The organism is uncultured Methanobrevibacter sp. (genome assembly GCF_902784195.1).
Lineage (GTDB): Archaea > Methanobacteriota > Methanobacteria > Methanobacteriales > Methanobacteriaceae > Methanobrevibacter.
Genome location: NZ_CACZTX010000006.1, coordinates 81,263 through 103,718, shown reverse-complemented (window position 1 = coordinate 103,718; position 22,456 = coordinate 81,263). Strand labels below are relative to the sequence as shown.

Annotated in this window: 23 protein-coding genes; 13 read left to right on the top strand and 10 right to left on the bottom strand. The window is 33.4% G+C overall.

Translation table 11 applies throughout. From position 1 onward, the window contains the following. The first annotated feature begins 76 nt into the window (after window positions 1-76). From QZU90_RS05335 to trpA, 7 genes are all read left to right on the top strand, one after another. Window positions 77-1,720, top strand: a complete 1,644-nt coding sequence (locus QZU90_RS05335; RefSeq protein WP_296855953.1) for an anthranilate synthase component I family protein — start codon at window positions 77-79, stop codon at window positions 1,718-1,720. Beyond that, complete coding sequence (locus QZU90_RS05330; RefSeq protein ID WP_295607299.1) at window positions 1,717-2,286, top strand: aminodeoxychorismate/anthranilate synthase component II; 570 nt, start codon at window positions 1,717-1,719, stop codon at window positions 2,284-2,286. The genes QZU90_RS05335 and QZU90_RS05330 overlap by 4 nt, the downstream gene beginning before the upstream one ends. A 96-nt stretch (window positions 2,287-2,382) precedes the next feature. After that, window positions 2,383-3,390, top strand: a complete 1,008-nt coding sequence (gene trpD, locus QZU90_RS05325) for an anthranilate phosphoribosyltransferase (RefSeq protein ID WP_296855951.1) — start codon at window positions 2,383-2,385, stop codon at window positions 3,388-3,390. A gap of 28 nt (window positions 3,391-3,418) precedes the next feature. Further along, window positions 3,419-4,195: an indole-3-glycerol phosphate synthase TrpC gene (trpC, locus tag QZU90_RS05320; RefSeq protein ID WP_296855949.1), complete on the top strand. Its 777-nt coding sequence runs from the start codon at window positions 3,419-3,421 to the stop codon at window positions 4,193-4,195. A gap of 15 nt (window positions 4,196-4,210) precedes the next feature. Continuing rightward, window positions 4,211-4,852 (top strand): phosphoribosylanthranilate isomerase, encoded by a 642-nt coding sequence (locus QZU90_RS05315; protein ID WP_296855947.1) that lies wholly within the window; start codon window positions 4,211-4,213, stop codon window positions 4,850-4,852. Window positions 4,853-4,943: 91 nt separating this feature from the next. Then, window positions 4,944-6,128: a tryptophan synthase subunit beta gene (trpB, locus tag QZU90_RS05310; protein WP_296855945.1), complete on the top strand. Its 1,185-nt coding sequence runs from the start codon at window positions 4,944-4,946 to the stop codon at window positions 6,126-6,128. A gap of 17 nt (window positions 6,129-6,145) precedes the next feature. Further along, window positions 6,146-6,931: a tryptophan synthase subunit alpha gene (gene trpA / locus QZU90_RS05305; protein WP_296855943.1), complete on the top strand. Its 786-nt coding sequence runs from the start codon at window positions 6,146-6,148 to the stop codon at window positions 6,929-6,931. 185 nt (window positions 6,932-7,116) lie between these two features. On the opposite strand, the gene QZU90_RS05300 is transcribed toward trpA, so the two are convergent. The 7 genes from QZU90_RS05300 to QZU90_RS05270 all read right to left on the bottom strand — a co-directional run bounded on the left by QZU90_RS05300 (window position 7,117) and on the right by QZU90_RS05270 (window position 14,572). Next, a complete protein-coding gene (locus tag QZU90_RS05300) occupies window positions 7,117-8,502 on the bottom strand; it encodes an MFS transporter (RefSeq protein ID WP_295607918.1) in 1,386 nt (461 codons plus the stop codon). A gap of 56 nt (window positions 8,503-8,558) precedes the next feature. Next, window positions 8,559-9,923: an MATE family efflux transporter gene (locus QZU90_RS05295; RefSeq protein ID WP_295607921.1), complete on the bottom strand. Its 1,365-nt coding sequence runs from the start codon at window positions 9,921-9,923 to the stop codon at window positions 8,559-8,561. 33 nt (window positions 9,924-9,956) lie between these two features. Next, window positions 9,957-10,406, bottom strand: coding sequence for a MarR family winged helix-turn-helix transcriptional regulator (locus QZU90_RS05290; protein ID WP_295607924.1), 450 nt, complete (start codon window positions 10,404-10,406; stop codon window positions 9,957-9,959). Between the two features lie 133 nt (window positions 10,407-10,539). Next, the gene (gene ung, locus QZU90_RS05285) at window positions 10,540-11,232 is read right to left on the bottom strand and encodes a uracil-DNA glycosylase (protein ID WP_295607927.1); all 693 of its coding nucleotides are present in this window, start codon (window positions 11,230-11,232) and stop codon (window positions 10,540-10,542) included. Window positions 11,233-11,286: 54 nt separating this feature from the next. Then, window positions 11,287-12,396: an acyltransferase gene (locus QZU90_RS05280; RefSeq protein ID WP_296855940.1), complete on the bottom strand. Its 1,110-nt coding sequence runs from the start codon at window positions 12,394-12,396 to the stop codon at window positions 11,287-11,289. Window positions 12,397-12,488: 92 nt separating this feature from the next. After that, window positions 12,489-13,226 (bottom strand): NAD(P)H-dependent oxidoreductase, encoded by a 738-nt coding sequence (locus tag QZU90_RS05275; RefSeq protein ID WP_295607933.1) that lies wholly within the window; start codon window positions 13,224-13,226, stop codon window positions 12,489-12,491. A gap of 20 nt (window positions 13,227-13,246) precedes the next feature. Beyond that, a complete protein-coding gene (locus tag QZU90_RS05270; protein WP_295607935.1) occupies window positions 13,247-14,572 on the bottom strand; it encodes a GNAT family N-acetyltransferase in 1,326 nt (441 codons plus the stop codon). Between the two features lie 252 nt (window positions 14,573-14,824). Between QZU90_RS05270 and QZU90_RS05265 the strand changes: the two genes are divergently transcribed. After that, window positions 14,825-15,451: a sister chromatid cohesion protein PDS5 gene (locus QZU90_RS05265; protein ID WP_295607938.1), complete on the top strand. Its 627-nt coding sequence runs from the start codon at window positions 14,825-14,827 to the stop codon at window positions 15,449-15,451. A 35-nt stretch (window positions 15,452-15,486) separates the two neighbouring features. Here QZU90_RS05265 and QZU90_RS05260 read toward each other — a convergent pair whose 3' ends face one another. After that, entirely contained in the window at window positions 15,487-16,236 is a 750-nt protein-coding gene (locus QZU90_RS05260) for a TatD family hydrolase (RefSeq protein WP_295607941.1), read from the bottom strand. Window positions 16,237-16,377: 141 nt separating this feature from the next. On the opposite strand from QZU90_RS05260, the gene QZU90_RS05255 reads away from it, so the two are divergent. Then, window positions 16,378-17,091 (top strand): tRNA threonylcarbamoyladenosine dehydratase, encoded by a 714-nt coding sequence (locus QZU90_RS05255; protein ID WP_295607943.1) that lies wholly within the window; start codon window positions 16,378-16,380, stop codon window positions 17,089-17,091. Between the two features lie 5 nt (window positions 17,092-17,096). On the opposite strand, the gene QZU90_RS05250 is transcribed toward QZU90_RS05255, so the two are convergent. Further along, entirely contained in the window at window positions 17,097-17,570 is a 474-nt protein-coding gene (locus tag QZU90_RS05250) for a pyridoxamine 5'-phosphate oxidase family protein (RefSeq protein WP_295607946.1), read from the bottom strand. 142 nt (window positions 17,571-17,712) lie between these two features. Beyond that, window positions 17,713-19,062 carry an adenylosuccinate lyase gene (purB, locus tag QZU90_RS05245; RefSeq protein ID WP_295607949.1) on the bottom strand — a complete coding sequence of 450 codons (1,350 nt, stop codon included), beginning with the start codon at window positions 19,060-19,062 and terminating at the stop codon, window positions 17,713-17,715. A gap of 349 nt (window positions 19,063-19,411) precedes the next feature. On the opposite strand from purB, the gene QZU90_RS05240 reads away from it, so the two are divergent. From QZU90_RS05240 to QZU90_RS05225, 4 genes are all read left to right on the top strand, one after another. Beyond that, entirely contained in the window at window positions 19,412-20,218 is an 807-nt protein-coding gene (locus tag QZU90_RS05240; protein WP_296855937.1) for a CPBP family intramembrane glutamic endopeptidase, read from the top strand. A 95-nt stretch (window positions 20,219-20,313) separates the two neighbouring features. Further along, a complete protein-coding gene (locus QZU90_RS05235) occupies window positions 20,314-21,114 on the top strand; it encodes a CPBP family intramembrane glutamic endopeptidase (RefSeq protein ID WP_296855935.1) in 801 nt (266 codons plus the stop codon). Window positions 21,115-21,351: 237 nt separating this feature from the next. Continuing rightward, the gene (locus QZU90_RS05230; protein ID WP_295607957.1) at window positions 21,352-21,594 is read left to right on the top strand and encodes a helix-turn-helix transcriptional regulator; all 243 of its coding nucleotides are present in this window, start codon (window positions 21,352-21,354) and stop codon (window positions 21,592-21,594) included. A 63-nt stretch (window positions 21,595-21,657) separates the two neighbouring features. Beyond that, window positions 21,658-22,392, top strand: a complete 735-nt coding sequence (locus QZU90_RS05225) for a DUF4013 domain-containing protein (RefSeq protein ID WP_295607960.1) — start codon at window positions 21,658-21,660, stop codon at window positions 22,390-22,392. The last annotated feature ends 64 nt before the right edge of the window (window positions 22,393-22,456 follow it).

Sequence of the window (22,456 nt, the reverse complement as noted above, 5' to 3'; positions counted from 1 at the left end):
TTATTTAAAATATATAATTAAAATATATGATTAAAAAATAATTTTAAAAAGTATAATATAATAAAGGAGATTAAAAGTGTTTTTCCCCAATATTGAAGAAGCAAAAGAAATAGCTAAGGATCCTTCCTATAAAAGGATTCCAATTAGCTGCGAGATATTTTCAGATACAAAAACTTCTATTGAAGTTTTAAGAAGACTTAGGATCTTAAGCAATCATTGCTACATGCTTGAAAGTGTAGAGGATTCTAAAAATTGGGGAAGATACAGTTTCTTAGGTTTCAATCCTATTCTTGAAATTACCTGTCAAGACGGCAATCTCTCCATTAAAGGCATGTCAAGTTTCAGTGATTGTGAAATAGAAGATGATGAAGACAAATGCTTTAAAGTCAAAACTGATAATCCTGGAGAGTATATCAGAGAAATTGTGGAAGAGAACAAATCCCCAAAGATTGAAGGGATGCCTCCTTTTTCAGGAGGGCTTGTAGGATATTTCTCTTATGATTACATTAAATACAGTGAACCTTCACTTATCTTGGATGCACAGAATCAGGATGCATTCAAGGATGTTGATTTGATGCTTTTTGATAAGGTAATTGCATTTGACAATTTTAAGCAAAAGATTGTTGTCATTGTTAATATGGAAATAAGTGAAGATCAACGTTTCATTGAAGAAAACTATGCTGAAGCATGCAAATCCATTTTGGACATAGTGGATATCATTAAGGCAGATAATATTGTGGATTTGCTTGATGATGATTTCAATCATCATTTAACCAATAAGAAAACATTGGAAGCTAGTCAAAAAATGAGGGAAATAGATTCCTTGGAAGAGATAGATAAGATTAGGAAGGAAATTACCAAACATTTACCTATTGAACTCAAATCCGATTTCAGATACTTGTTTTCAAAAGATGAATACTGCGATATGGTTGAAAAGGCAAAGGATTACATTACAGAAGGAGACATATTCCAAGTCGTGCTTTCAAATAGAATTGAAGCGGATATTGAAGGAAGCCTGTTTGATGTTTATAGGGTCTTAAGAACTACAAACCCTTCACCTTATATGTTCTATTTCTCAAGTGATGACATAGAGATTGCAGGTGCAAGTCCAGAAACCCTTGTAAAGCTTGTTGACAATCAAGTCTACACTTTCCCTCTTGCAGGAACAAGGCCAAGAGGAAAAACAGACGAGGAAGACAGATTATTGGAAGAGGACTTGCTTGCTGATGAAAAGGAATTGGCTGAACATAATATGCTGGTTGATTTGGGAAGAAATGACATTGGTAAAATAAGTGAAATAGGATCTGTTAAGGTGAATAGATACATGGATATTGTAAGGTTCTCCCATGTGATGCATATAGGTTCAACTGTTGAAGGAATTCTAAGAGAGAATTATGACTACTTATCCACAATTGATTCAATCCTTCCCGCGGGTACATTATCCGGAGCCCCAAAGATAAGGGCTTGTGAGATAATCAATGAGCTTGAAGACAATAAGAGAGGAATCTATGGTGGAGCTATTGGATACATAGATTTAACCGGCAATTTAGACACTTGCATTGCAATCAGAATTGCATTTGCAAGGGACAAAAAGGTTTTCATTAGAGTTGGTGCAGGCATTGTTGCAGACAGTGTGCCTGAGAATGAATTTGAAGAGTGCAACAATAAGGCAAGAGCAGTAATGAATGCTTTAAGATTAGCAGATGGAGGGATAGAATGATTCTACTTATAGACAATTATGACAGCTTTTCATATAACCTATTCCAATTGATTGGTGAAGTTTATCCAGATATAATGGTTTATAGGAATGATAAAATTAGCATTGATGAAATTAGGGCTTTGAATCCTGAAGCAATCATATTGTCCCCAGGTCCTGGAAGATGTGAAAATGCAGGAATCTGCATAGATATAGTTAAGGAATTTTATAGTGAAATTCCAATTTTGGGGGTCTGTTTAGGCCATCAGGCAATCTGCACAGCATTTGGAGCTAAGGTTTCATATGCAAAAAGATTGATGCATGGTAAGTCTTCAAGAATTTCCTTAGACTTAGATTCCCTTTTTGAAGGGTTGCCAAATGAGATAACCGTAGGAAGATATCATTCATTAAGCTTGTTGGAGGATACACTTCCAGATTCATTGAAAATCATATCCAAATCAGAGGATGATGGTGAAGTCATGGCTGTAAAGCATAAGGAATTTGATGTCTATGGACTACAATTTCACCCAGAATCAATATTGACACCAGATGGATTAACAATTATAGAGAATTTTTTAAATAAGGTATAGTAATTGATTGTTTAAAAATATTATTTTAAATAAAGAATAGTAAAACTGATTAATTGAAGACATTAGAATTTTTAAAAAGCAAGAAAGGGATTTTTTATGATTAAAGAAGCAATTTTAAAGGTATATAAACATGAAGATTTAACTTATGAGGAAGCTTATGAGACAATGGATGAGATCATGAGCGGAAAGGCAAGTGAAGTTCAAATGAGCGCATACTTAACAGCAATGTCAATGAAAGGTGAAACTATTGATGAAATCACAGCATCTGCTGAAGCTATGAGGGCTCACTGTGTAAGGTTATTGAATGATGAGGAAGTCTTGGAAATTGTTGGAACTGGTGGGGACGGTTCAAATACATTTAATATTTCCACTACCTCTTCCATTGTGATTTCAGCTGCAGGCGTTCCAGTGGCAAAGCATGGAAACAGATCCGCTTCAAGCAAATGTGGTGCAGCAGATGTGCTTGAGGCATTAGGGGTCAATATCAATATAAGTCCTGAAAAAAGCTTAAGTTGCCTAAAGGAAATAAACTTATGTTTCCTTTTTGCTCAAAACTACCATCTCTCAATGAAATATGTTGCAGGAGTGCGTAAAGAGCTTTCCATTAGAACAATATTCAATATTTTAGGACCATTGACAAGTCCTGCAGGTGCTTCAATGGAAGTGTTGGGAGTGTATGAAAGGGAACTCTTGGAGCCCCTTACAGATGTTTTGAAAAATTTAGGGGTTAAGTCTGCAATGGTTGTCTATGGATTGGATGTGATGGATGAGATTTCAGCTAGTGACAAGACTGCAGTATGTGAACTCAAGGATGGCAAGACAAGGACTTATGAACTTTCTCCAGAGGACTTTGGCATGTCTATTTCATCTAAGGAAGACCTTGTTGGAGGGGATGCAAAGGAAAATGCAGAAATCACATTAGCTGTGTTGAACGGAGAAAAAGGTCCAAGAAGAAATGCAGTCCTTTTGAATTCAGCTGCAGGATTATATGTTGCAGGGAAAGTGGATTCATTGGAAGATGGAATCAGGTTAGCTGAAGAGGTCATTGACTCAGGCAAGGCATTGAATCAGCTTGAAAGATTCATTGAAGTTACAAATAGATAAATACCTTAGCTTACTAATAGATGATTATATGCTGGAAAAAATTGTTGCAAAGACTGAAGAGAGATTGGTTGAATCAAAAAGGAATAAGCCTTTAAGCCAACTCAAAGAGGAAGTATCAAAACTGGATATCAATGATGACTTCCCTTTTAAGGAAGCTTTGAAAGACCCTGAAATTGCCATCATTGCGGAAGTCAAGAAAGCTTCTCCTTCAAAAGGATTAATAGCTGAAGATTTTGATTACATTAAAATCGCAAAGGATTATGAGCAAGCAGGAGCATCTGCAATATCAGTTTTGACAGAATCATATTTTTTCAAGGGATCTAACGATTACCTTAAGGAAATTGCTGAAAATGTATCTATTCCAATTTTAAGAAAAGACTTTACAATAGATGAATATATGATATGGGAAGCTAAATCATTAGGGGCTTCAGCTATTCTTTTGATTGTTTCAATACTTGAGGATGTTCAATTGAAGAAATATTTGGATTTAGCTCATGATTTAGGTCTTTCTGCTATTGTTGAAACTCATGATGCAAATGAGATCAGGACTGCAATAGATGCTGGTGCAGAGATAATAGGTGTAAACAATAGGAATCTTGCTGATTTCACTGTTGATATTGAAAACAGCATAAACCTACGTAGATTGGTTAGTGATGATATCATATTTATCTCAGAAAGTGGAATTAAAACTGCTGAAGATGTAAGGAAATTAAAGGAAAACAATGTTGATGCAGTCTTGATTGGTGAAACTTTAATGAGAAGTGATGATAAAAAGGCTATGATTGAGGAGTTGAAGAACGCTTAATTTTGGAGTTAAAGAATGGTTAAGCTTAAGATTTGTGGAATGAGAAGGGCTGAAGATATAGAAATGGCAAATAGCTACAAGCCGGATTACATTGGATTTGTTTTTGCAGAGAGTCCACGTAAGGTATCATATGAGCAGGCTAAGGAATTGTCAGACCTTTTAAGTGAGGATATAGTTCCTGTAGGAGTCTTTGTGAATGAGCACATGAAGCTAATTGTAGATTTGTTCAAGGATGGAATAATCGAAATGGCCCAGCTTCATGGAGATGAAGATGAAAAGTATATAAGGAATCTAAAAGATAAATCAATTGAAGAAACTGGAAAACAAATACCTGTTATAAATGCAATTGAAATAAAAGATGGTGCTGATTATGATGATGAGCTATTGAAGTGGCGAGATTCAGCATCTGACTATTTTATATTAGACAGTGGAAAAGGCTCTGGCAAAACATTCGACTGGAGTCTACTAGATAAAGAGAGTGAATTCTTTGAGAATTCCATTTTTTTAGCTGGAGGTCTAAACAGTGAAAACCTGGCTTTAGCTATTGAGGAATTCAATCCATTTGCAGTTGACTTAAGCAGTTCCGTTGAAACTGAAGGATTCAAGGATGAAGAGAAAATCAAGAAAATCATTGAAATTATGGAAAATTATAGATAATAATAATTACTAATAAATATTTGGATTTTATGATTGGAGAAATTAAGAGATAATTACAAAAAATATTGATTTTTAAAATTGGAGATAAAATATGAGCAGAGGACGATTTGGAGTTCATGGTGGACAATACATGTCTGAAACATTGATGAATGAACTCCTGAACTTGGAAGAACAATATAATCATTTTAAGGAAGATCCTGAATTTGTAGAGGAATTGAACACTCTATTGAAGGAATATGCAGGAAGACCTTCATTATTGTATTATGCAAAGAGAATGACCGAAGACCTTGGTGGAGCGAAGATTTACCTTAAGCGTGAAGACTTGAACCATACTGGTGCTCACAAGATAAACAATGTGCTTGGCCAATGCCTTTTGGCTAAAAAGATGGGAAAGACCAGAGTCATTGCAGAGACCGGTGCAGGTCAGCATGGAGTGGCTACTGCTACTGCAGCAGCTTTATTAGGTATGGAATGTGAAGTGTTCATGGGTGAAGAGGACACCAGGCGTCAAGCATTGAATGTATTTAGAATGGAACTTCTCGGAGCTAAGGTTCACACCGTAACAACCGGTTCAAAAGTGCTTAAGGATGCGGTGAATGATGCATTCAGAGAATGGATTTCAAGAGTTGATGACACTCACTATGTAATAGGATCCACTATGGGGCCACATCCATTTCCAACAATTGTAAGGGATTTCCAAGCTGTAATCAGTGAAGAGATAAAAGAGCAAATCATGGAGCTTGAAGGCAAATTGCCAGATATGGTTATCGCTTGTGTTGGTGGTGGAAGCAATGCTATGGGAGCATTCTACAATTTCCTGGAAGATGAAGAGGTAAAGCTTGTAGGTGTTGAAGCTGCAGGAAAAGGAATTGATACTGAATTCCATGCAGCAACAATTGCTAAAGGTGAGCTTGGAATCTTCCATGGAATGAAATCTTATTTCTGTCAAGGAAACTATGGTCAGATTTCTCCAGTTTATTCTATCTCTGCAGGACTTGATTATCCTGGAATTGGTCCTGAACATGCCTATTTGCATGATATCGGAAGAGCAGAGTATGTTTCAGCAACTGATGATGAGGCAGTGGAAGCATTTGAATACTTATCTAGAATGGAAGGAATCATTCCAGCTATTGAGTCATCACATGCAATAGCTCATGCCATGAGAATTGCAGGGGATATGGATAAGAATGATATTATTGTCATCAATGTATCAGGTCGTGGAGATAAGGATGTAGCAGCTATTGCTCGCTATAAAGGAGTTGAATTATACGAATAATTGTAGGAGTGTTTTAAATGAGTGATAAGAAAGATATAAAGATTGCTGATGCATTCAAGGATGGAAAGGCTTTCATAGGATTCTTGACTGCAGGAGACCCTACAATTGAAAAGACTGTGGAATATGTATTGGCTATGGAAGAGGCAGGATGTGACTTGGTCGAGATAGGAATTCCATTTTCAGATCCTGTAGCTGAGGGGCCTGTCATTCAGGAGGCAAATATAAGAGCGCTTTCAAACAATACAAACACTGATGATGTTTTTGAGGCAATCCGTCAAATTAGGGAAAAGTCAGATGTTCCTTTGGTGTTCTTGACTTATATCAATCCAGTATTCTACTATGGCTATGACAAGTTCTTCAAGAGATGTCAGGAATTGAATGTTTGTGGAATCATTTCACCAGACCTTCCATATGATGAAAAGGATGAGATTCTTGAAGTGACTCAAAAGTATTGCATTGATATAATCAGCTTGATTGCACCTACTTCAAAAGAACGTATTCAAATGATTGCAAGGGAAGCAAGCGGTTTCATTTACGTTGTTTCATCATTAGGGGTCACAGGAATGAGAAGTGAGATTAGAACTGATTTAAAATCCATTTTAAAAGATATTAAGGAAGTTACTGATGTTCCAGCAGCAGTTGGTTTTGGTATCAATACTCCGGAACAGGCAGAAAATATTGCAAAAGTGGCTGATGGTGTTATTGTAGGAAGTGCAATTGTTAATATTATTGCAGAGCATGGAGAAAATGCAAAAGAGCCACTTGTAAATTATGTCAAATCTATGAAAGATGCTATTTCCTAACATCTTTCTTTAATATTTTTAATAGTAAATTTTTATTAATTTTTTATTTTGTGATTCTTTCTTTTTTTATCTTATTTTTATTAATTTTTTTTATTTTATGTTTCCTTCTTTTTTATCTTATTTTTATTAATATTTTATTTTTTTATTCAGTTTTTTCTATTTTTTAATTACATAATTTCATTTTTTCATTGATTTGCTTTCATGGTAGCTATTTGCTCGTCACGGCTTTTTAATTTCAATGTGAATGCAAATGCAACGAGAGCAACAATCGCTGCTAAAAGCAAACTGATTTTATAACCTAAAATTCCCGCAAATGATGCGATTATTCCACCAATGAGGGCTCCACCTATCAATTGTCCTGCACTTGAGAGCATGTTTACAATAGCTTGGCCTGCACCTCTTTCATATGGTTTTGCTTCAGTTAAAACTATGTATCTTAAAGGAGCGCCGATGATTGTTACAAGACCTACACCAATCATGCATCCTGCTATTATGAAAAATATCAAATTGCTTGGGTAAACTGCAATTGCAAATAATCCTATAGCTAACATTATTGTTCCCACTGCCATGATCTTACGGGAACCTGCAGAATCCAGAATCTTACCGAGTATTGGTGCTGCAACTGCATTTGCTCCCAAAATTGGAATTAGCATAAGACTTGCATACTGTTCATTCAATCCCATAGAAAGGATTACAAGTGATGGGATGAATATTGCTGAAGAGTAGATTATGCCATAGCATAATGTTTCAACACATGCAATGCTAATTTCCCTGTTTTTGAGCATGTGTATTGGCACAATTGATTCCTCTGCTCTTTTTTCCACTTTTAGGAATATTGGGATTAGGATAATAAATGCCAATAGGAATGGTAGAACATTCAAAGACAATAGACTGTTTAAGAAATTGCTTGAATCGATTTGGTTTAGGCCATAAGCTAAAAATATTGCAAGCAGGCTTAGAATTATGATTCCCAAATAGTCTATCTTCAATTTTCTCTCATCTTCCATCTCAGGAAGGATGTACCATGCAAATGCTATTATGAATATGGCTATTGGAATGTTTATTGTAAAGCACCAATTCCAACCATAGGGAATCAAAGCTGCTCCAACCAATGGGCCTCCAATTGCAGAAATACCGAATACACTTCCAAGAATTCCCAATGCCTTTCCTCTCTCTTCAAGTGGGAATGCATCTCCTACAAATGCTCCAGCTACAGGGAAAATTCCTCCACAACCGAAACCCTGTACGACTCTTCCTAAAAATATTGCCTCTATGCTAAATGCAGACGCTATTAGGCATGATCCTATTCCAAAAAGGATTACATCTAATATAAAGACCTTCTTTCTTCCATAAAAGTCTGAAAATTTAGCCATGACTGGAGAGCCAATCATGAAAAATATTACAAATAGTGTAAATATCCAGCTTGATTCCCTACTTGTCAAGTGGAAGCTTTGTTCGATTGATGGAAGTACTGGACCTATGATTCCAGTATCCAATGAGCCCATAAACACTCCTATTAAAAATAATATGAGTATCAAATTCCGTGTTTTTGTATCTAGTGTTTTTTGCATAGTATTTTTTCCTTTAGATTTTAATAGTTATTTGTTAATATTGTAATAATTGATAATTAAGTGCCGAATTTCTCTCTCACTTTCCTGATTGTAAATCTTGCAAATGCGAAGTTCAAGATACTTGCAGTGATTCTTCCCACAGCCAGACCTGTCCAAATACCAACAAGTCCCCATCCTAGGACTATTCCTAAGGTGTATGTTGCGGTAACAGTAAAGATAACCTCTCTAATAATGGTCCACATCAAGCTTATGGTTCCCTTACCCATTCCTTGATAGAGGAAACTTGAAGTCATTCCCGCTCCAGTTAGTGGAAGGCAAAGGCTAGCTATTCTTAAGAATCTTGTAATCTCTGGAACCAAAGCGGCTGTTTCTTTTGTGTATGCAAACAATGTTGCAAGCTGTGGTGCAAATGCAATCAATATTATTGTTACAGCAGTTCCAAATGCTATTCCAAATTTAACTCCATATAAGTGGGCTCTTGATAGGTAATCGCCATTTTTAGCACCATATGCGCTTCCTGAAACTGCAGCTACTGCACTACCAATAGCTGTAAGGGGCATTATTGCAAATAGGTATAATCTTTGGCCTGAGGTGAATGATGCAATACCGTATTCTCCTCCAATTGTTGAGATGAACATTAAGTATAAGCTTACTGCAAGGGACATCATGAACATGTCCATAGATGCAGGAATACCTACTTTTAAGATGTCTTTAGCTATTTTGGAGTCGAATTTAAACTCTTTTAAGTTGACATTCACATATGTGTCCTTTTTGATGAGTATCCAGTACAGGATTACTGATGCTGATCCAAGAGCACTGACAATTGTTGCAAGGGATGCTCCTGCAGAACCTAATCCTAATACATAAATGAAAAGAGGATCAAGAATGGCATTAAGGGTTACAGAGACAATCATTGCATACATTGCCCTTTTCATATCACCTTCCCCACGAAGAATACCGCTTCCTCCGTTACCGAACATAAAGGCAATAAGGCCTAAAAATAGAGGGGTTCCATATTTAATTCCTTCAGCAAGGTTTTGTCCGCTTGCTCCATAAGCTCGAAGCAAAGGTTCCTGAACGGATAATAGGACTACAGTAAGAATGATTGAAGCAACTAAGAATATTAAAAGAGCATGTGCTGCAGACTTATTGGCGCCTTCATGGTTTTTAGCTCCTACAAAACGACTAATGCTGCTTGTAGCACCACTTCCAAGACCTACACTTACCCCATTCAATATCATGAAGATAGGGGTTACGAAACCTATCCCCGCTATTGCAGCCTGTCCAAGACCTGCTACCCAAATACCGTCAATGATATTGTATGATGCTGTCAAAAGCATTGATATCATGATTGGAATAGCAAGGGTCTTCACTGCCTTTTCCGGATTTCCTCTCATTAATTCCACATTTTTATTTGCCATTTTAATCCCTATCAATAAAAATTAATTTAATTATTATTCCTTAAGTATTTCCTCTGTTTTTCTAGCTATTTCCCTTAATTGACATTTTGCATTCTCATCCAGTTTGTCAATTCCAACAGCATTTTCCCATTCTTCTAAATCATTTTTTAATAGAATAGCTAGTTCTTCACCTTTCTCTGTTGTTTTTAAGATGTATTTTCTTCTATTGTTTTCATCTACAATCCTTTCAACATATTCCTTATCTTCCAATTTTTTCAAAGCTTTCGCTATTGTTCCTTTGCTTTGGCCAAAAATAGTTGCTAGGTCATCTTGAGATAAGTCTTTTCTTTTATGAATTTCCATTAAGTAGCGACCCTCATGAACCATATCTATATGGTTTGGGTTTTTTTGCGCATATCTTAATTTGTTTTTGGAAATGTGATGAATTAGTGCTATAAAAGGCATTGAATCAAATTTATCCAATGTTTTTTCATTTTCTTTCATAATTAATAGTTGATTTTACAAATATATAAATGTTTCTTAGGAAACTGTTTATTGATGAACAATATAAAAATTAGATTTTAAAAAATTAAAAAAAATATTTTAAGGGAAGTTCAATAAAAAATTAAAATTAAAATTAAAAAAGAGTTTGCTGGCCTTTATTTGAGCTATTGATTCTCCAATCAATCTCTTCTAAATTGTTTTCTTGTAGGAATTCATTAGCCAATTTGAAATGATTGCATCCAAAGAACCCTCTTCTTGCAGAAAATGGACTTGGATGAGAGGATATAAGCACTAAATGATTAGGATTTGTAATCAATTCCTTTTTGAGTTCTGCCTGTTTTCCCCATAAAAGGAAAACGATTGGTGCTTTTTGGCTGTTCAATATTTTGATTACATTGTCTGTAAAGGTCTGCCAACCGCATTTGCTGTGTGAATTTGCATTTCCCTCTTCAACGGTGAGTACAGTATTGAGTAGGAAAACTCCTTGCTTTGCCCAGGATTCAAGGCATCCGGAATCTGGAATCGGATAGCCATATTCTGATTCTATTTCCTTGAAGATGTTTTTCAGAGACCTTGGGATTGGATGTCCTTCAGGTGTTGAGAATGCAAGGCCGTGAGCTTGTCCTTCTTCATGATAAGGATCTTGGCCTAATATGACAACTTTCACATTCTCTATTGGACATAGGTTGAAGGCATTGAATATTTCCTCTTTTGGCGGATAGATTGTTTTAGTTTTGTATTCTGCTTCTACAAATTCTTTTATTTTTAGGAAGTATTCCTTTTTAAATTCCTCTTCTAAAACATTATCCCAACTGTTTCCAATCATAAAATCACTTTTTAATATGTATTTTTAGGGCTAATTATAAACATTTTTTATTTATTATTTCTTTCCAGTCACCTTATCTAAATAAGGAATCTTGTCTAATATTGATAGAATTGCTAAACTGATTGCTGTTGTAAGAATCACTAAAACAGGTATCCAAATCAATGAGCTGCCTTGAGTGAAATTGATGAATTTTATTAAATTGATTTTTATGCAATATAAAACCAAGTAATGAATAAGATAAATTCCATAACTGTAATTGCTTATTGTTGTAAATGCATTTCCTAATCTATTATTTTCCATATCAATGAATGATTTGGTCTTGGATAAGTATTTAAATAGTAAAAATGCATTTGCAGACATGAATAGTATCAATAAATTGAAATAGCTTAATCTAACGAATTGATGCACTAGATGAGACCTTGGAACTACAAAACAGAATATGTACCATAGGTAAGATCCAATGAAGAGCAAAGCTGTGATTGTTATCAGGTATTTTCTATCAATTCTCTTTTCCAAAAAGTCACATTTTGCCAAGAAGTAACCTATTACTATATAAGTGAGGAAAGAAAGGTAATATATTAATTTAGGGCTATATGGATCGAATAGCTGATAATGGCTTAATCCAATGTAAATTACAGAAAGAATTGCTAAAATTGTGATGAATTTCTTATTGAAATCATTTATGTTCATATCTAATTGCATCACTTTGTTTATTATGAATATTCCAACATAAGCTATTATAATCATCCAAACAAACCAGAAATGAACTCCTAATGTTCCTGCTGTTCCAAAGAATATCTTAAGTGCACTATCTAGGTTAAATCCATGGCTCATTATGCTTGTAAACATTATATAAATCAATACCCAAAACAGGAAAGGTATGAATAATCTTGATAATCTCTTTTTAAAGAATTTTATTAAAGTGTCTTTTTTACCTAAGAGCAAGGCTCCACTAAGCATTGCAAATATAGGGATTGAAAAATCTCTAAAACAGTCAAAGAATACAGAAATATAAAGATTAGGGCCATTTATATCTCTAGATACGTATGAGACTGATACATGGCAAAATACAATTCCAATTATTGCCAATGCTCTAAGTACATCGTAATAGAATATTCTTTTTGAGGGTGTTTTAGATAATTCAGTGTTTTTAGATTGATTCATAGGATTACCAAGAATTATTTTTTCAATAATCTTTATATTTTTAAAGACTTTAATAATTTTCTAGTATGATACTGCCTTTCAATTTATGCATTTTATTTCATTACTTTTTTAAGTATGGAAAACATTATTTTTGCAAAGGCCTTCTTCAATATTCCCAAGTTTACATTTGGAGCAAAATCATGATTCACCAAGCCAGTGTTTTCCCAGTATTTAGCATCAGCTTCTATTGGGTCTTCACTTAATGCCATAGCTCTCCATACATTGTAGAAAATCAAATCCATAAGTTTTGGTGAATGAAGTTTCTTGGAAGATACATCCTTATGGAACTTTTGAGAAATCTTGTTTATTTCTTCCCTATTGATGTCGTCCTTTCCGCCACAGGCATAAGTTATCTTATAGTTTTTATTGAATCCCCAATGCCTTAATGTTTCATCGATGTATTTTGCAACATCCTTTTGGCCAGCTCCTGCTGTAGATACAACAATCAATGCTTTCTTGTCAAAGAATTCTGGCCTATGGTATAGGTAAGCGGTATGGTCGAAGAAGTTCTTAAGCAGTCCAGTAACATTCATTGCATAAACTGGGCTTGTTATTATTAATCCATCTGCCCATTTGATCTTCTCCATAATTTCTTGCACAATCTCATTATGAGGGCAATGGTCTTCACCTTCCATAATGCATTTAAAGCAGCCATTGCACATTGGCATTTTAGCTTTCATCAATTGTATCTCTTCAAATTCAGCGTCATCTCCTAAATTGGTTTTTGCTTGCTTAACCATGCTCCATGTATTCTTCTTTCTTGGAGATCCATTGATAATAATGTATTTCATTGTAACACCTATTAGATTTATCATATGTCTAGTTGCCCTTCAAGGACCTTCTTTTCCTTATATTCAAAGTTTTTATCAAATTCATCCACCATATCTTCATCAACACCAAAGACTTCTGGATTGTAGAATATTCCCTTATCAAAATCCAGATCTTTGATAATATTCTCATTGCCATTTAATATTTTTATCATGAAAAACGGATTTTCGTCTTCAGTGTCTGTTCCTTCAAGGTAAATATTGTATTTTGATGCACTTTCAAAACCGAATCTATGGTAATAATCCTCATCACCTATTACAAAAACAAAAGGAATATCCATATCTTCTGCAAGTTTTAAGGTATGTCTTATTAATTTGGACCCGTAGCCATTGCTTTGATATTTGGAATTGATAGATATTGGCCCAAGGACACTTGCCTTTTCACTTCCATCAGCAACTTTAATGTCTACTCCATACCTATTTTTCCTATAAAGATCCAATCTTCCATTTGAATAGTTTATATGGCCGATGATTTCATCATTTTTCTCTATAATATATGCCAAGTCATAAATGAAACTTGAGTCATCTCTTAAATTATGGACTATATAATGTTCATAGGCTCCTGGTCTATAAACGTTCCAAAATGCATCTCTTACAAGGTTTTCAACTTTCAGATAATCTTTTTCTTCTTCTAATCTGATGGTTTCTTCAGACTCTTTTTCTTTTTCCAGTGAATCTTTTGGATTTTTTGTATCTATCTTTACTGAATTAAAGAGAATCTTCATATGATTTGTTGTTCTTCTTTCGAAATCCTTTAGGAATTTTTCATCATCTTCAGGATAATTTATTATGAAATGTTCGTATAATAGGAATAATCCATAGTAATAGAATGACTCTGCGAGCTGCTTGATGTCAGCATCTTTCTTGATGAAATTCATTTCTTTCATTAGATTAAAGAGGTCTTCCCAGCCATTGATTGCATACCCTATAATTGCTTCCTTTACAAATTTCTTTATCTTTTCGTTATGATAGGATTCAACCAGGAATATCCTTGTAATCTTCATCATCTTCTCTTCAGAGAGCTTTGAGATGAATCTATCGCTTCCTTCCTTATAGAAATGGTCAAAATCCATATTCAGATTTTCCTTAGGTTGCATTACAGGAGCTTCTTCCTTTAGCATTTCGTTAATGTAATAGCTTAATATGGATTCTAATATTGATTCCTTGCTTTGGTAGTGATTATAAATGGAACTTTCCTTTATTCCAACTTCCTTAGCTATTTGGCGTATGGAAACTCCATCATATCCGTTTTGTGAGAACAAATCAATGGAAACATCAAATATCTTTTCTTTTGTATTTTTTCTAGCCATTTTATCATTTTAAATATTTTAATAGTATTAAAGTAAAATTATTTAAACTAACACTTGTTAGTTAAATTCATATTTTATTATATTGGCATTGATATATAAAACTAACGATTGTTAGTAAATTTTTAGATATTTTTATTTTCAGAATTAATATTTTTTTTTAGATATGATATTTTTTTTAAATATTAGAAAATAGATATTTTTAAATATCTTCTTTTAGAGAAGTTTATTATCCAAAATAAGGAAAATAATAAAATGTCAACTAATGCAGATATTGAAATACTAAATGAATTGAGAGAATTAACAAAGGATAAGGAAAATTGGAAAGCAAATATCGATGATGTTGCGCTTAAGTTGAATTATGATTATTCTGCAGATGTCAAAGCAAAGGTGTTATGGCTTCTTGGTGAAATGGGTTTGAAGTATCCGGAAGAAATAGAATGTCATGTTAAGGATATTGCAAGTTACTTAGAGGATAATGATCCTAAATTGAGAGAAAGGTCTGCTAATGCAATTGGAAGAATAGGCAGGGCGGATAATGATTTAGTAATCGTTTATATGGACAAATTGATGAAATTGAAAGATGATGAATCATTTAATGTTAGACATGCATTCATTTGGGCTTGTGAAAATATAGCTACAAGCAATCCAGACTTATTTTGCGATAAATTGGATATCTTTTATGAAATGATTTCAGATTCTGAAGATAAGGTTAGGATAGAAGCTCCTGAAATGTTTAGAGTGATTGGAAAAACAAGACCAAATTGTGTAAAGCATTACTTGAAAAAGCTAGAATATTTTGCTGAAAATGATGAAAACAGAATTGTTCGAATTCATAGTGCTGGAGCAATCAGAATTACAAAAAAGGCATTGGAACAATGAGTTTTAGGGCATGCATGAGTATTGAAAATATTTCTTCATATCTTAAACAATCTTTTAGCATTTTTTGCAGTTATTTCAATAACTTCAGACTCTTCAATATCCAATTCTTCAGCTATTTTTCTTATGATGTATTTTATGTTCAGTGGTGTATTCATTTCCCCTCTTTTTTCTTCTGGAGGTAAATATGGGGAATCTGTTTCAAGAAGCACCTGGTCAATGCCTATCTTATTCAGCATTTTTCTTGCTTTCTTGTTGTTTTTGTGAGTGATTGTTCCACCCACTCCTATATAGAAACCTAATTTGATGAATTCCTCAGCCATTTCTCCTGAACCTTGATAGGAATGCATGGATCCCACTACGCTGTGCTTTTTCAAGATGTCATAAGTGTCCTGCATTGCCTTTCTGGAATGGACTATTGCTGGAAGCTCATGTTTTTCGGCTAAGGCAAGCATTTTTTCAAAGAGCTCAATTTGCTTTTCCTTATTTTCTTTTCCTTTGTAATAATCTAATCCTATTTCTCCCACTGCGATGACCTTATCCTTTTTTAGTTGATTATCCAATATCGCAATGTCTTCATCTGTGATTTCATTTGCAAGAGTGTAAAAGTAACCTAAAGCAGCATAGACATTCTCATAGTCTTCTGACAATTTCAATACTTCTTCATTGCTTTTTGGGTCAGTTCCATTCAATATTAAGGTTATATTGTTCTTTTGAGCCTCTTTTATTATTTCCTCTGCATTTTCCATTTCACTATTGTAAATATGGCAATGTGTATCGATAATCATCAAATTCCTCACATAAGAGATTATTTTTTCTGTTGATTAGAAATTTCTGTTGATTAGAAAATTATTGCATTAAGTTTTTATTCTTTTAACCTCAATTATTATATAATCAATTGAATTAAATTAAATTTTTGGTGAGCATAGATGGATGAGAAGTTTTCAAGAACAGAAATGTTAATTGGAAATGAGGGAATGGAAAAACTAAAGAATGCCAAAGTTGCTGTTTTTGGGCTTGGTGGTGTCGGTTCCTTTGTTTGCGAAGGACTTGCAAGAAGCGGAATAGGCAATTTTGTGCTGGTGGATTTCGATAAGGTTGATGAGAGCAATATCAATAGGCAGCTAATAGCCACAACTAAAACAATCGGCAGAAATAAGGTTGATGTCATGAAAGAGAGAATCTTGGATATCAATCCTGAAGCCAATATTGAAATTTATAATGAATTCTACCTTGCTGATTCAGAATCCGACATCATTACAGAGGATTTGTCATATGTCGTTGATTGTGTGGACACTATAATGGCTAAGATTGCAATCATATGCAAATCCAAGGAAATTGGGGTGCCAGTAATGTCCTGTATGGGTACTGGAAACAAGTTGGATCCTACAAGTTTTGAAATAGATGATATTTATAAGACTTCCTATTGTCCGCTTGCCAGAATAATGAAAAAAGATTTAAAAAAGAGAAATATAAAGAAGTTAAAGGTCTTGTATTCAAAGGAACATCCTATAAACACAAATGAGTGTGAAATAAATCAAAATGAAAAGAAGCATAAGGTCAAGGGCAGTGTTTCCTTCATGCCTCCTGTAGCGGGATTAATGATTGCTGGTGAGGTAATAAAGGATATTGCCGTCAGATGATTTAATTATTTTTCCTCAACTATCTTCCCACTCATATGCTCTATTGTGATTTCATAAAGTTCTGTTACATCCAAAAGATTATCTATTTCTGACTTGGTCTCTTCTTCAGTTGGGAAGAACTTGTTTCCTAAATGAGTCAATTTTTCTATTTTTGTATCCCTGTCCTTAATTGTTTTCATTCTGCCAAAGACAATAACGCTTTTGAATGTGTACCACCAGTCATCTGCTGCTTTTATACCTTTATTCATCACGCAATAGGATACCTTTTCATGCTTTTCAATAGCATCTCTTTTATGGCTTTCCTTTACAGTCCCATGGAAATATATTTTCCCATCCACATAAACATGACTTAATGGTACTGCATAAGGATAATCGTTATCTCCAAGCACGGCTAAGACACCACGTGGTTCTTTAATTAAAATATCAATGCACTCTTCTTCACTTAAAGCCTGTTTCTTTCTTCTCATTTCTCTAAACATATTTAATAGTTTAAATTTACTTATAAAAATAGTTAATTAAAATTAATATTCGTTTATAAAACCATTATAAGACTTTAAAAAATTAGAAAAAGAGTATAAAAATAGCTAAAAATAGTAAAAAAAGAAAAAAGTAACTGGTTATTTAAAACCAGTCTTTTGATGATTCTAGAATCTCATCAACGATTATTGGTGCAGAACCAATGTATGTATGAGGATCCATGATTCTTTCAACGTCTTCTTTTGTTAAGAATTGACTTGCATCAGGGTCTTCAAGGATTAGGTCTGCAAGTAGCAATTTTTCCTTGTTTGCTTTGATAGCGTTCTTTCTTGCTACTCCATAAGCGGTCTGTTTACCCATTCCTGCTCTGGTAAGTTCTGCCATCAATCTTTCTGCCATGATCAATCCGTTTGTGAAATTAAGGTTTCTTTCAATGTTTTCATCATAGAATATGAGATTGTTCATGAGTTTGATTGTTAAGTTGAGAATGTAATCAGTAAGAATACAAGCCTCAGGGAACATGATTCTTTCACAGGAAGAGTTGGTCAAGTCCCTTTCGTGCCATAATGGATTGTTTTCCATTGCAGCATTTACATATGATTTTATGATTCTTGCAACACCACAAATACGTTCTGCAGTAATTGGATTCATCTTATGTGGCATGGTACTGCTTCCAACTTGTTTTTCAGGGTCGAAAAATTCTCCTAATTCTTGAATTTCAGTTCTTTGCAAGTTTCTAACCTCAAGAGCTATTTTGCTTAAGGTAGTTGCTATGTTTGCAAGGGTTGCTACAAATTCAACATGGTTGTCTCTTTGCAATACTTGGTTAGTGATTGGAGCAGGTTTTAATCCAAGAATTTCAGATACTTTCTTATGAACTTCCCAACCTTGGGTTCCAAGAGCTGCGGTGGTTCCTACAGCACCGTCCATCATACCAAGACAGACATTTTCCTTAGCATGCAATAATCTGTCATATTGCCTATGCAATTCATCTGCCCAGATTGCAAATTTCATACCATAAGTTGTTGGAAGTGCATGTTGACCATGGGTACGGCCAATGCAGACTTTCATTTTGTTCTCTTCAGCTAACTTGAGGATTATTTTAGTTAATCTTTCGATTTTTTCTTCCAATACTTCAATGGAATCCTTTAAAAGCAATGAGTTTGAACTGTCTACAATATCATTGGAGGTTGCTCCGAAATGAACATATTCTCCTGCTTCTCCTTCACATACTTCACTTAATCCTTTTGAAAGGGAAGCGATATCGTGTTTGGTTTCAGCTTCAATTTCACTTACACGTTCTACAGTAACAAATTTGGTATTTGCCTTTGCCTTAATCTCATCTGCAAATTCCTTTGGAATGATTCCAAGCTCTCCTTCAGCTTGAGCCAATGCAGATTCAATATCTAACATTCTTTGCTGCTTGTTTTCCTGTTCCCAGATTCTTTTCATTTCTGGAGTTCCATATCTAAATTCTATTGGATGTATTGCCATTTAAACTCTCCTTTGATTGTAGATAATTTTGATTAAATATAATTTTTTTAAATTAATATAGTTTTTAAATTAAATATAAATTTTTAAATAAAATATTATATTTTTTTAAAATACATATCTATTTTTGAATTTTTGATTAAATATATTTTATTGATTTTCATATTATTTTTTCATATTATTTTTTCATATTATTTTTTCATATTATTTTTTTCATATTATTTTTCATTATTTATAAAGATTTATTAATAACTATAATAAATTATTATTTAGAAAGTTAATAATATTCTTAAAAATAATAATTAATAAAATAAATAATAAAAGATAATTATTTCTTTATTGGGTGATATGTATGGATTTCAGTGTTAAAGATTTCAATGTGAGACTTAGAACAATTAAGCTTTGGGAAATAATCATTGCAATAGTTATTTCTTTTTTCTTAACTTTATTTGTTGAGGGATATTTCAATATTTCTTCTGGAGAGTTAGAATACATCCTTTTCTTCTGCTTTATGATGGTATTCTTTTTGATTGCCACATATGGCACTACAGGATTCAATAAGGATGTCAATGACTTGTTTAAAGCAAGTAGCATTATAAGGGTTTTGATTTTAGCCATTTCAAACATGTTTGTGGCAATTTTCATTCAAACTATGTTCTTCCCTTTGGATTCCCTTTTAAATATGGTCAATTCAATTTCCCTGCCTTTATTGGATGTGGTTACTGGAACAAATGATCCATTGATTTTCATTTTTGAGATGTTTTCAGCAATTATCATTGCACCAATATCTGAAGAATTGTTCTTTAGGGGAGTTTTATTCAACAGATTAAAAATCAGAAAAGGGTTTGTCTTTGGTTTAGTTGTTTCATCAGTCATTTTTGGATTATGCCATTTCAATTATCCTGATCATTTTTCACATATTATCTATACTTGCATAATGGGAATGACCCTATGCATTCTGTATTCAAGAACAGACAATTTACTGTTGAATATGGTTGTGCATTCTGCATATAATCTTTTATCATATCTCCTTGTGTACACTCCATTGCAATATTTGATTTTAGGTGGAGAATTCAGTTCATTAATGGGTTTGCTCCTTATTTCATCATTGATATTTATTCCAGTTTATATTATTTATTTCACTTATAAGATGAAATAAGAGCATATTTAAAATTAATGGAAAAAGTTTATTAAGGGTAGTATGTAATATTAAAACACTTATTCAAAATGATTTTTAAATCTTAGGTGCATAAAATGGACTTTAATGTTACTGACTTTAATGTAAGGCTTAGAACAATCAGGTTAAGGGAGGCAGTTTTAGCTATTGCAATAGGATTTATCTTAAATGTAGTTCTAATTGGAATATTTCCTTCATTAGGGAAAAATGATAATTTAATGATCATGCCTCTTTTCATTTTTGTTCTCTTGTTCTTCATTTGGGCCTTAAGAGGCACTCATGGCTTAAGTGATGACTTTTCAAAGCTTTTTGAAAGGGATAATCGTAGAGAGATATTCTATATATTCCTAATAAATCTTTTATTTGTATTCCTGATAGTGGCATTCTTTGCAAATTTTGACATACTTTACGGTTCAGTATATCCTGATATGGAGCCCTTGTTGGATTTCACTCCAAATGCTCTTGACCCATTATCTTTCATTTTGGAAGTGATTTCTTCAGTCATATTGGCGCCTATTCTTGAAGAATTGTTCTTTAGAGGAGTTCTATTCAACAGATTGAAAATAAGAACTGGCATAATAGCTGCTATGGTCATATCTTCAGCCCTCTTTGCTATTGGACATGAATTCGGTGGAATAACCAGTGCATTTGTATTTGGAATCTGTATGTGCATAATCTATCTGAAAACAGATAACATCCTCATGACAATGTCAATCCACTTCTTAAATAATCTTGTAGCGGTTATTCTTGAAGCTGTTAATGCAGATGCATTCCTGTTCCAAATGCCAGTTGCACCTATTACAGGAATAGTTTCCGTAATTGCAGGGCTTTTGATAATAGTCTATATCTTTGAAGAGATTAAGCGATTAAGGGCTTAAATTGTTTTTTTATATGTTTTTGCATTAATTCATTGACTTTTTTTACTTTTTTTAACTTTTTTTTTAAATCTTTAAATTTGGCTATTTTTATAGAAACATTTATATAGGATGTAATATAATTTTTACATATAGAAATGTAATATAATTTTTACATTTGGAATTTATTTATTACATTTGGAATGTATTTGTTACATGTTTATATTTCTATATTTAATCGGCTATTGTTTAAGTGATCATATGAAAACAATTATAAGATATTTGAGGCAGGAGATTAAGTTAAGTCAGCAAGATTTAGCGGAATCTGTTGGTGTTACTCGTCAAACAATCAATGCCTTAGAAAACGGACGGTATAATCCATCTTTGCTTTTAGCATATAAAATAACAAGAATCTTGAATGAAGCCACTTATGGTGAAGATAAGGATTCCTATTTAAGCATAGAGGATATTTTTAAATTTAGTGATGGCGACTTTAAAAATTAAATATATCAAAGTTTGATGCTTTGATTTAAATTTATTTGTTACATATTGTTTAGGGGTAAAAAAATGATATTAGATATTTATAAGGATTCTTTAGAGTATTCTGCTAAAGACTTAAAGACTTTATTGGTATTGGGAGTAACTTACTTTTTAAGTTTCCTTTTGCTTCCAATTTTCTTGATTTACGGTTATTCCTACAGAGTAACCAAAATCTCTGTAGAAGGTATGATTAATGGTAATGATCCATTGCCAGAATTTGATAACATCATTGACATGTTTGTAGATGGTATAAAGGTTGTTCTGGTCTATCTGATTTATGTGCTAGTTCCATTTATAATATTCTTCCTGTTTGCAGTGATATCCAGTTCAATCGGAGGATATGGTGAATCTGCATTAATGGCTATCGGCACTGTCATTACTGTTGTGTTAATCTTATTTGCTTATGTAATGAGCATGTTTGGAGTAGCACACATGGCAAATAATGGAGATTCATTATCTAAAGCATTTAATTATAAGGAAATAATTGAAATCATAAAATCTGTTGGCGTTACAAGAAGTTTAGGGGCTTACATTGGTTTAGTTATAATTTGTTCAGCAATTTTTGCGGTTGTTTTCTTCTTGATCTTATTCGTATTCGGATTCTTCGGAATATTTACCGGAACTTTAGGATTTGCTATGGCTGCTGGTGGAATATTCGTTGCAGGATTTTTTATAGCTTACCTTGTAATGTTGTTTATTGTAGGTCCTTACACCATGATAATGCAATCTAGAGTAAGCGGTTTATTATACAATCTTCATTAAATAATTAAAAGCTTTAAAATAAAAATCTTTAAAATAAAAATTTTTAAGTTATATTTTATTATTT

What these genes read in the sequence shown, in the direction of transcription:
- QZU90_RS05330 (WP_295607299.1), top strand. Translation starts at nt 1,717, where the DNA reads ATGATTCTACTTATAGACAATTATGACAGCTTTTCATATAACCTATTC.
- trpD (WP_296855951.1), top strand. Translation starts at nt 2,383, where the DNA reads ATGATTAAAGAAGCAATTTTAAAGGTATATAAACATGAAGATTTAACT.
- trpC (WP_296855949.1), top strand. Translation starts at nt 3,419, where the DNA reads ATGCTGGAAAAAATTGTTGCAAAGACTGAAGAGAGATTGGTTGAATCA.
- QZU90_RS05315 (WP_296855947.1), top strand. Translation starts at nt 4,211, where the DNA reads ATGGTTAAGCTTAAGATTTGTGGAATGAGAAGGGCTGAAGATATAGAA.
- trpB (WP_296855945.1), top strand. Translation starts at nt 4,944, where the DNA reads ATGAGCAGAGGACGATTTGGAGTTCATGGTGGACAATACATGTCTGAA.
- trpA (WP_296855943.1), top strand. Translation starts at nt 6,146, where the DNA reads ATGAGTGATAAGAAAGATATAAAGATTGCTGATGCATTCAAGGATGGA.
- QZU90_RS05300 (WP_295607918.1), bottom strand. Translation starts at nt 8,502, where the DNA reads ATGCAAAAAACACTAGATACAAAAACACGGAATTTGATACTCATATTA.
- QZU90_RS05295 (WP_295607921.1), bottom strand. Translation starts at nt 9,923, where the DNA reads ATGGCAAATAAAAATGTGGAATTAATGAGAGGAAATCCGGAAAAGGCA.
- QZU90_RS05290 (WP_295607924.1), bottom strand. Translation starts at nt 10,406, where the DNA reads ATGAAAGAAAATGAAAAAACATTGGATAAATTTGATTCAATGCCTTTT.
- ung (WP_295607927.1), bottom strand. Translation starts at nt 11,232, where the DNA reads ATGATTGGAAACAGTTGGGATAATGTTTTAGAAGAGGAATTTAAAAAG.
- QZU90_RS05280 (WP_296855940.1), bottom strand. Translation starts at nt 12,396, where the DNA reads ATGAATCAATCTAAAAACACTGAATTATCTAAAACACCCTCAAAAAGA.
- QZU90_RS05275 (WP_295607933.1), bottom strand. Translation starts at nt 13,226, where the DNA reads ATGAAATACATTATTATCAATGGATCTCCAAGAAAGAAGAATACATGG.
- QZU90_RS05270 (WP_295607935.1), bottom strand. Translation starts at nt 14,572, where the DNA reads ATGGCTAGAAAAAATACAAAAGAAAAGATATTTGATGTTTCCATTGAT.
- QZU90_RS05265 (WP_295607938.1), top strand. Translation starts at nt 14,825, where the DNA reads ATGTCAACTAATGCAGATATTGAAATACTAAATGAATTGAGAGAATTA.
- QZU90_RS05260 (WP_295607941.1), bottom strand. Translation starts at nt 16,236, where the DNA reads ATGATTATCGATACACATTGCCATATTTACAATAGTGAAATGGAAAAT.
- QZU90_RS05255 (WP_295607943.1), top strand. Translation starts at nt 16,378, where the DNA reads ATGGATGAGAAGTTTTCAAGAACAGAAATGTTAATTGGAAATGAGGGA.
- QZU90_RS05250 (WP_295607946.1), bottom strand. Translation starts at nt 17,570, where the DNA reads ATGTTTAGAGAAATGAGAAGAAAGAAACAGGCTTTAAGTGAAGAAGAG.
- purB (WP_295607949.1), bottom strand. Translation starts at nt 19,062, where the DNA reads ATGGCAATACATCCAATAGAATTTAGATATGGAACTCCAGAAATGAAA.
- QZU90_RS05240 (WP_296855937.1), top strand. Translation starts at nt 19,412, where the DNA reads ATGGATTTCAGTGTTAAAGATTTCAATGTGAGACTTAGAACAATTAAG.
- QZU90_RS05235 (WP_296855935.1), top strand. Translation starts at nt 20,314, where the DNA reads ATGGACTTTAATGTTACTGACTTTAATGTAAGGCTTAGAACAATCAGG.
- QZU90_RS05230 (WP_295607957.1), top strand. Translation starts at nt 21,352, where the DNA reads ATGAAAACAATTATAAGATATTTGAGGCAGGAGATTAAGTTAAGTCAG.
- QZU90_RS05225 (WP_295607960.1), top strand. Translation starts at nt 21,658, where the DNA reads ATGATATTAGATATTTATAAGGATTCTTTAGAGTATTCTGCTAAAGAC.